Genomic DNA, 7935 nt, shown 5'->3' with positions numbered 1-7935 from the left:
GGTCTGGTCAGCAGTTCCGGTTCAAAGCTGAACATCTGTAGAAGCAGCTTGGGCATTTTTTCAATAAACTTAAGCATAGCCCCAGATTGTTGAATAAGCTGGTCGGTAAGGGGAATATACATAAAAGAGAAGGCAACAAAAATCGATGTCCAGATAATAAATGAGCGGAGATTCCACTTGAATTCTTTTCGGTATATGTTGGTAAAGCTCATTTGTCAACCTCCTGCGTGTAAAATTCCATAAAGGCTTCTTCCAGAGAGGGATTCCTTATTTGTAAATCGCTAAATTCCAGGTTTGTCAGCGCTTTGAGAAAACCTTTCAGCTCGTCGCGATTTATGGAGAAAGTGAATTCCCTTCCATTGTTGTTAACAAGTTCATATTCATATAAGCGATCAGGCTCTTTTAGCCCGTAAACAGTTACCAATTTTTTGGTATATTTGTGAATATCTTCCATTGCAAGTTCTTTGACCAGCTTTCCTTCTTTGATTACTCCAACCCTCTGACAAAGGCGCTCAACCTCGGTAAGGACATGAGAAGAAAACAATATAACCGTTCCCCTCTTGCGTTCTTCCTGGAGCAGTTCATAGAGTTTGCTTTGAAGCAGAGGGTCAAGACCATTTGTTGGTTCGTCCATAATGAGATATTCTGGCTTATGGACAAGGGCTTGAAGAATTCCAACTTTTTTCTTGTTTCCCTGTGAGAGTTCTTTGAATTTTTTCTCAGGATTGATGTTGAGGAATTCGACCAGGTCTTTCTCGTAATCGAGCTCTATTTGAGGATAAAAATTTCGGTTGAATCTTAAAAATTCCCTTATCTTCATGTCAGGATAAAAATTAACCTCTCCGGGTAGATAGCCTATTTTGTTTGTGATACGCTTCAAATCCTTTGGAATTTCATGCCCGCCTATTGTTATATTTCCAGAATCTTTATAAAGGAGCCCTAAAATAATGCGAATCGTAGTTGTTTTCCCGGCACCATTGGGCCCAATGAGCCCATATATTTCTCCAGGTTTTATCGAAAAGCTAACATCTTCTACACCTCTGTACTTTCCGTAGTATTTTTTTAGATGCTTTGCAACAAGCATTTCTCCCCCTCCTTTATATGTTGATTTTACCATTGATGCGAAGTACATAATGAACAGCTATCTCGCTGGTATTCATATGCGATGGCAAAAGTAAATTTGCTATATGATAAAAATATTCTAAAAACTTCCTGTATTTTGCCTTCTATTGTTTTTCAATATCTATTTTTATTTGATTTAAAAGGATAGAATAACAATTGTTAGGAGTGGGGGGATTTGTATGGTAGTGAAAAGAATTTTTGCAGTGCTAATAAGCTTACTTATCGCGGTTTCTGTATTTTGTGGAGTTTCTATACTCGCACCAGATTTTGAGCTTGAGCCCCTAAATATAGAAAACCCGGCAACTTTTAACAACCAGGAATTCTGGTTTGAAGTGCTGCGCGATAGTCCTATAACAATTATGGCTGATTACGAAATCTATATGATCTTAAATTCAGGAGATGTCCTCATAACCGATAAATTTCTCGATCTACTGCTTACTCATATATTCCACTACGAAAACAGTTCATACATAAATGAAAATATCACTCCTCCTCACAAATTCCCGGACGACGGCACTTTTTACGTAAACGCTCCTTACACTCACGAGAAATTCTGGATGAAGCTTTTCTTTCCCTATGAATATCAAGTTGACGAAGATTGGTGCATAAAATACAAATCAGCGGAATACAGGGTTGAAATTGTCATTACAATAATACCCGAGCCTCCAACTGGAGGAGGCGATGGACATGTGACATATACACCAGGAGGTTGGGGAGCGCCACCCCACGGACATAATCCCGGGGCTTATTTGCATGCCAATTTCAGTGCTGCTTTTCCTGGTGGCTTAACCATAGGAGTTGAAGGAGTAGGCCGTTATGTGAGATTTACAGATGCTCAAGCAATAACCGATTATCTACCTGCTGGTGGTACTCCAGCAACGATAAGCACTTTTTATGTGAACCCTGCGACAAGCGCATTGGGTAACGAACTTGTCACGCAAATGGTTGCCCTTGCTTTGAACATAGGATTTGATCTGTACGACCCTGATTTTGCTCCAAGCACATTAAACCTTGCAGGGCTCGTTCTCAGTTATCCTCCGGCAGTACCACCCTCAGAAAGGTACATGGAAGGTATGACAGTAGCGGAAATAATGGCACTGGCAAACCAGATCCTTGCAGGTGAATCGACAGCTTATACTCCCTCGCAGGTCACTGATGTGATTACCATCATCAATGAAAACTTTGACAATGGAACAACAGACAACGGTTACCTTCATTAATCCATATTCCATTTAAGGAATTTGTCCTTTTGTGATAGCTCTCCTGCGGGAGAGCTTTTTTGTGAAAGGCAGAAGAAAAAGTGGTATTGATTTTCGGCATATTTATGTTATATTGTATTGTGAACAACGGAGGTGATATGGTGGAGGGTGACACTTGCCCGTATTATAGTATGTGTCCTGTTGCAAGAGCCTATGAACGTGGTATTGTCGATTCTGATTGGGCAAACATGTATTGCAAATCAAACTGGAAAGAATGCGCGCGATTCCAACTGGAAGATCCACTTTCTTACGAATTCGAGGGAGTTCTTCCTGATGGAAGTATAGATGAAGATTTAAAAGAGGAATATTAAAAAGGTGAGAGGGACTCTCACCTTTATTTTAGGTAATTGGATATATTTGCTTTTTCATTTATTATGGGGATTATAAAATCTTTGTGGGAAGTGAGAATTACGGTAACCCCTGGGCCATGTCCGGTTATGATGCAGTCCCCATGTACTACAACTCCAATGGTAACTGCTCCTTCCACATATCCACCCAAGCCGAAAGAATCATTATGATTCTCAATGGCCACAAAATCTCCGATGCAGAGTTTATCCAATCCCAATTTTCCGATAAGCGCTTTATCATTTGTAATTATGTCATAGTCTCCGCCAGCCGGGTTGCCTGAACCAGCGCCAGAGCCCATCAAGTATCCCGGGACAACAGCTTTTACAGGAAAAAATAGCTTTCCATCTTTTTCTTCTATCGATATCTTTTCAAAAAGCGCTGGATCTATGTTGTAAGCGCGAACCTCAGGATAATCCTCGAGGACCAATCCATTACCCCAACCTTTTACCTGAATTTTGTCCCCAATGGCAAGGCTTTCTTTAACTTCCTGGTTGAAGTGTATGAGAACGTGATTGATTCCACCATGTTTCCCAATCACATACCCCGTAGCATCTTTTGCCTTTCCGGTTAAAACTACAGCTTCATTGCCTATACAGGAATATTTGACATAAGCAGCGTTCATAGAATCATTTGGGTTTTTTGTTGAAACATCCGGTTCTACATGGTCACCAGCCATTTTATAAGCGCTGTCGCCAAGGGTGAAATTGTAAGTTATTCCCCCGGTTCCGGGGAAAAGCCAGGGCGTGCCATCAATTGCTAACCTGAAAGGTGCTCTAGTGATTGGATGTGCCACTTCTCCGGAAACAGAAATTTTCACTACACGATCTCTGTTGGTTTTCATATGATCCCCCTTTCATATAGAATTAAGGTGTGATTTCTCAGAACCGTTTTCTTATGTTTTCAAGAGTTTCCTTCGCTTCTGGAACTTGAGCAAAAAAACTTGAAAGCTCTTTACAAGGAAAATCTGAGCAGTAAGCGCAATTCCTTATCCCTTTTTCTTTTGCACAGGAGCGATAATAACACTCATCACAATGTGCGAATAAAACTTCTTCATTTAAACACCCCTTGCAGTTGATATCTTCCGGTTTTATCTTGGTATTGAACATTTCTGACCATTCTTTTGCAACTTCTTTCCTTTTTGCGTCATCATTGTTTATTGTGGCTATATATGCGGGGCATTCAGTACATTTTATTCCGCAGTAAGCAATCATTTGTCTCCCCCCTTTTTTGCCTTTAGACTACTTGGCGCCAATGGTATATATTCAACTTTATAATTCTACCATTTGATAGAACGCATTTATCAATCTTCGGTATTTTTAAAAATCGCCCAACTTTTTCAAACCATTTTTATCGAGGAGTTTTACCTTTCTACCTTCTTGAACAATCAGACCTTCTTTAACCAATTCCGAAAAAGCTCTTGAAAGGGAAGGACGTGCCACTCCAAAGCGACTGGCTAATTCATCTTTAGTAATGTCAAGAGTAAACTCGTTATTTTCGGCAGCTTTTTCAAGAAGATATCGAGACAAATTCTCTTTCAATGTGTTCAATGAAAAGGAATGTACTTTTTTAGCCAGTAATACTACCCTGTCACCCATATCTTTTAATAACCCTCTTAAAAACTTTTCGTTAGTCATACACAACTCTATAATGAGTTCTTTTTTCATGGAAAGAATCACAGCATGATTAGTGGCAACTATATCTACTGGAAGGACAGGTTCGGAAGAAAAAAGGATCCCGCTTGCCAAAATTCCCGGAGCTTCTATTTTTTCCAGCACCAGCCTTTTGCCTTCAATGCCTTGCATCTCTGTGGACATTTCCCCTTTTAGAAGCACAAGCAAAGTCTGGCAAACATCGCCCCTATGTTTGACAGTTTCCCCGCTATGATAGTGCTCGATGCAAGCCTCACTTTTTCTGAAAAGTGCTTCCAATTCTCCTATGTTCATCTCTTCAAAGGGTTTGAGTTTTGAAAGGTTCATAATGAGATCATTCATGGCTACCTCCATTTTGTAACATGTGTTACGGAATACAACTTTCAAAGAGATTATACTTTAATTGAAAGGAAATTCCAACCAAAATAGGAGGAAATAAAATGATGAATAACGCGGAAAAACGGAAAAAGCTAAAGGAAATGCTCAAAAAACTTCACAATAATCCTGAAAAACTTGAAAGCATAAAAGAACGATTTTCTGAATTAATAAGGGAATTAACACCTGTGGATATCTCAAAAGTGGAACAGGAACTGATAGAGGAAGGAATTCCAGCAGAGAGTATTCAATTGATGTGCAACGTGCATCTTGAACTTTTCAAAAAGGCGATTATTGAGGATGAAATCGATGTGGAACCATGGCACCCTATCCACATTTTGGTGGAAGAGCATAAAGACATCATGAATGTGTTTGACAACTTCAGAAGATTCATGATGGAAAAAGAAGAAGATCCAAGAGAAATGCTCTCTAAAACCCTCGATTATTTCGATCAATTGGAGCTTTATTTTTTAAAAGAGGAAAATGGCCTTTTTCCTTTTATAGAAAAACACGGTGTTGTGCAACCACCTGCGATAATGTGGAAAGAGCATGATCAGCTCAGAGCGTGGCGAAAAGAACTCAAAAAAATTTCAAAAGCCCCAAAAGAAAAGCGGAACGAAATTAAAGAACTTGCACTTGCCATCGCTGAACTTTTTACTGATCACATTTACAAAGAACACAAAGTGTTGTTCCCCACCGCTTTAAAACTCATATCCACTGATGAATGGAAGGAAATAAGGAAAGCCTTTGACGAAATAGGATATTTTTCCTATAAGCCATCACCTTTTTATCTCGAGAGCCAAACACCACAGATTTCTGAGAGTCTGGTTAATCTCGGTAGCGGTTATATGACTCCTGAGCAATTGAAGCTGATGCTTGATAATTTGCCCTTCGATATCACTTTCGTGGACGAGACGGATACGGTGAAGTTTTTCAGCGAAAATCCAGAGAGGATTTTTGTCAGAACCAGGGCTATTGTAGGGAGAAAAGTTCAAAACTGTCACCCACCGAAAAGCGTAAGTATTGTAAACAAAATCCTCAAGGACTTCAAGGAAGGGAAAAGAAACGAGGCTGATTTTAGGCTGAAACTTGGTGATAAGTATATCTACATAAGATATATAGCCATTAGGGATTCAGATGGAAAGTATATCGGGACACTGGAAGTTTCTCAAGATATAGCGCCTATTCAAAAAATCACAGGCGAAAAAAGAATTTACGATGACAACAAGGAGGTGGAATGAATGGGTATGTTCTGTTATCAGTGTTCAGAAACATTAAAGGGAAAAGGATGTACTGTAAAAGGAGTTTGTGGTAAAAATCCCGATGTTGCGAATTTACAAGACTTGCTTGTTTGGCTGCTCAAAGGCCTTTCATATTGGACGGTTAAAGCGAGAAAACTCGGCGTGAGCGATCCGGCTGCTGATCTCTATGTTGCCGAGGGACTTTTTACTACCATAACAAATGTCAATTTTGACCCTGAAAGCATTGGCACGAAAATTGAAAAAGCGCTTAAGCTAAGAGATAAAGTAAAAGAAGCCTTTCTCAACGCTTACAGAGAAAAAGAAGGCAAAGATTTCAATGAAGAGACTCCTGAAGCAGCCACCTGGAATGTACCTGGTGGGTTAGATGTTTGGGAACTAAAGGGAGCCGAGGTAGGTGTTCTATCAACAAAAGACGAAGACATTCGTTCTCTGAGAGAACTCCTTGTTTATGGTTTAAAGGGGATTGCCGCCTACACGGACCATGCATATATTTTGAAGCATTCTGACAATTCCATTCTTGAGTTTATTGAAGAAGGGCTTGCCGCCACACTTGATGATAGCCTTAGCGTACAGGATTACATTTCCCTGGTAATGAAAGCAGGTGAAGTCGCCGTAAAAGCCATGGCCCTGCTAGATCAGGCGAATACGAGCACTTACGGCCATCCTGAAATAACAGAGGTTTACACAGGAACATATGCAGGCCCTGCTATTCTCGTAAGTGGCCATGATCTTCTCGACCTGGAAGAAATACTAAAGCAGACCGAGGGAACTGGCATAAGAGTTTACACACATGGCGAAATGCTGCCTGCTCACGCTTATCCGAAACTCAAGAAGTACAAGCATCTTGCCGGCAATTACGGTTCTGCCTGGCATAAGCAGCAGCAGGAATTCGCGGCATTCAATGGAGCAATTGTTATGACTACCAACTGTATTCAAAAACCTCTAGACAGTTATAAAGATAGAATTTTTACCACCGGCCTTGTTGGATGGCCTGGGGTAAAGCATATCCCCAACAGAACCGACAACCAGCCAAAGGATTTCTCACCGGTCATTGAAAAGGCGCTGAGTCTGGGCGGACTTGAAGAAAAACCCGGAAAGAAAATCGTAATAGGTTTTGCGCACAATCAAACTCTTGCATTAGCGGATAAGATAATAGACGCTGTAAAGAGCGGGAAATTGAACAGGTTCGTTGTCATGGGCGGTTGTGATGGTCATGCAAAAGAAAGAGAGTATTACACCGAAATGGCAAAGGAATTGCCAGAAGACACAGCTATTTTGACAGCTGGCTGTGCTAAATATCGTTATAACATGCTTGATCTTGGAGATATAGACGGCATCCCAAAGGTCATTGATGCTGGGCAATGCAATGATTCTTATTCTCTCGTTGTCACGGCGCTCAAATTGAAAGAGGCCTTTGGACTTGAGGACATTAACGACCTGCCCATATCATATAACATAGCCTGGTACGAACAAAAAGCCGTTACGGTTCTCCTCGCTTTACTGCATCTTGGGATAAAGGGCATTAGGCTTGGCCCGGTCCTTCCAGCCTTCCTTTCAGAAAATGTGCTTAAAGTGCTTGTGGAAAATTTTGACATTAAGCCAATAACCGATGTTAGGCAAGACCTCGAATTGATGCTTAAAGGCCTGTAATAAAACAGGGGCTTATGCCCCTGTTTTTTTACTGTGAACAGTTTTGAATAATTTTAGCTTTCTTAGATTGTATTTTTATTGAAGCCTAATACAACCTCTGCTGCTTTAGTGCTTCAAGCAATATAATTAGTATGCAGCCTTTGGCAAAATGCTTTTTTAAAATTGGGGGGATAGTTGTGAAGAAATATCTTCTTGTGTTTTTTCTTGTTATTTTTAGTGCTTTGATTTTTGGAGCCTGGCAGCCCGCTACGGATTACAGAGAGTTTGAAT

The 7935-nt window shown here is 40.4% G+C and carries 8 protein-coding genes and 1 pseudogene; 4 read left to right on the top strand and 5 right to left on the bottom strand.

Going from position 1 to position 7935, the window contains the following annotated elements:
* A pseudogene (locus tag AC3LHT_RS05350) lies at positions 1-212 on the bottom strand (ABC transporter permease subunit); the annotation flags it as partial.
* Positions 209-1084 (bottom strand): ABC transporter ATP-binding protein, encoded by an 876-nt coding sequence (locus AC3LHT_RS05345; protein ID WP_290647003.1) that lies wholly within the window; start codon positions 1082-1084, stop codon positions 209-211. The gene AC3LHT_RS05345 and the pseudogene AC3LHT_RS05350, both read right to left, overlap by 4 nt.
* Before the next feature lie 217 nt (positions 1085-1301).
* Between AC3LHT_RS05345 and AC3LHT_RS05340 the strand changes: the two genes are divergently transcribed.
* Together AC3LHT_RS05340 and AC3LHT_RS05335 are read left to right on the top strand one after the other, a co-directional pair.
* The gene (locus AC3LHT_RS05340) at positions 1302-2342 is read left to right on the top strand and encodes a hypothetical protein (protein ID WP_290668005.1); all 1041 of its coding nucleotides are present in this window, start codon (positions 1302-1304) and stop codon (positions 2340-2342) included.
* A gap of 137 nt (positions 2343-2479) precedes the next feature.
* Complete coding sequence (locus AC3LHT_RS05335; RefSeq protein ID WP_488662192.1) at positions 2480-2692, top strand: hypothetical protein; 213 nt, start codon at positions 2480-2482, stop codon at positions 2690-2692.
* 23 nt (positions 2693-2715) lie between these two features.
* Here the strand turns inward: AC3LHT_RS05335 and AC3LHT_RS05330 are convergent, their stop codons facing one another.
* The 3 genes from AC3LHT_RS05330 to AC3LHT_RS05320 all read right to left on the bottom strand — a co-directional run bounded on the left by AC3LHT_RS05330 (position 2716) and on the right by AC3LHT_RS05320 (position 4720).
* On the bottom strand, positions 2716-3570 hold the full coding sequence (locus AC3LHT_RS05330) for a DUF4438 domain-containing protein (protein ID WP_488662191.1): 855 nt from the start codon (positions 3568-3570) through the stop codon (positions 2716-2718).
* Between the two features lie 37 nt (positions 3571-3607).
* On the bottom strand, positions 3608-3940 hold the full coding sequence (locus AC3LHT_RS05325; protein WP_290668009.1) for a DUF3795 domain-containing protein: 333 nt from the start codon (positions 3938-3940) through the stop codon (positions 3608-3610).
* A gap of 105 nt (positions 3941-4045) precedes the next feature.
* On the bottom strand, positions 4046-4720 hold the full coding sequence (locus AC3LHT_RS05320) for a Crp/Fnr family transcriptional regulator (RefSeq protein ID WP_290646998.1): 675 nt from the start codon (positions 4718-4720) through the stop codon (positions 4046-4048).
* A 98-nt stretch (positions 4721-4818) separates the two neighbouring features.
* On the opposite strand from AC3LHT_RS05320, the gene AC3LHT_RS05315 reads away from it, so the two are divergent.
* Both AC3LHT_RS05315 and hcp read left to right on the top strand, forming a co-directional pair.
* Positions 4819-5994, top strand: coding sequence for a DUF438 domain-containing protein (locus tag AC3LHT_RS05315; protein WP_488662190.1), 1176 nt, complete (start codon positions 4819-4821; stop codon positions 5992-5994).
* Complete coding sequence (gene hcp / locus AC3LHT_RS05310) at positions 5995-7665, top strand: hydroxylamine reductase (RefSeq protein ID WP_488662189.1); 1671 nt, start codon at positions 5995-5997, stop codon at positions 7663-7665.
* Positions 7666-7935: the final 270 nt, after the last annotated feature.

This window comes from Kosmotoga sp., from assembly GCF_982836095.1.
This window is presented reverse-complemented; position numbering and strand designations above follow the sequence as displayed.

Excerpts from the sequence above, each read along its gene's own strand:
- AC3LHT_RS05340 (WP_290668005.1), top strand. The coding sequence starts at position 1,302 with ATGGTAGTGAAAAGAATTTTTGCAGTGCTAATAAGCTTACTTATCGCG.
- hcp (WP_488662189.1), top strand. The coding sequence starts at position 5,995 with ATGGGTATGTTCTGTTATCAGTGTTCAGAAACATTAAAGGGAAAAGGA.
- AC3LHT_RS05345 (WP_290647003.1), bottom strand. The coding sequence starts at position 1,084 with ATGCTTGTTGCAAAGCATCTAAAAAAATACTACGGAAAGTACAGAGGT.
- AC3LHT_RS05335 (WP_488662192.1), top strand. The coding sequence starts at position 2,480 with ATGGTGGAGGGTGACACTTGCCCGTATTATAGTATGTGTCCTGTTGCA.
- AC3LHT_RS05315 (WP_488662190.1), top strand. The coding sequence starts at position 4,819 with ATGATGAATAACGCGGAAAAACGGAAAAAGCTAAAGGAAATGCTCAAA.
- AC3LHT_RS05330 (WP_488662191.1), bottom strand. The coding sequence starts at position 3,570 with ATGAAAACCAACAGAGATCGTGTAGTGAAAATTTCTGTTTCCGGAGAA.
- AC3LHT_RS05320 (WP_290646998.1), bottom strand. The coding sequence starts at position 4,720 with ATGAATGATCTCATTATGAACCTTTCAAAACTCAAACCCTTTGAAGAG.
- AC3LHT_RS05325 (WP_290668009.1), bottom strand. The coding sequence starts at position 3,940 with ATGATTGCTTACTGCGGAATAAAATGTACTGAATGCCCCGCATATATA.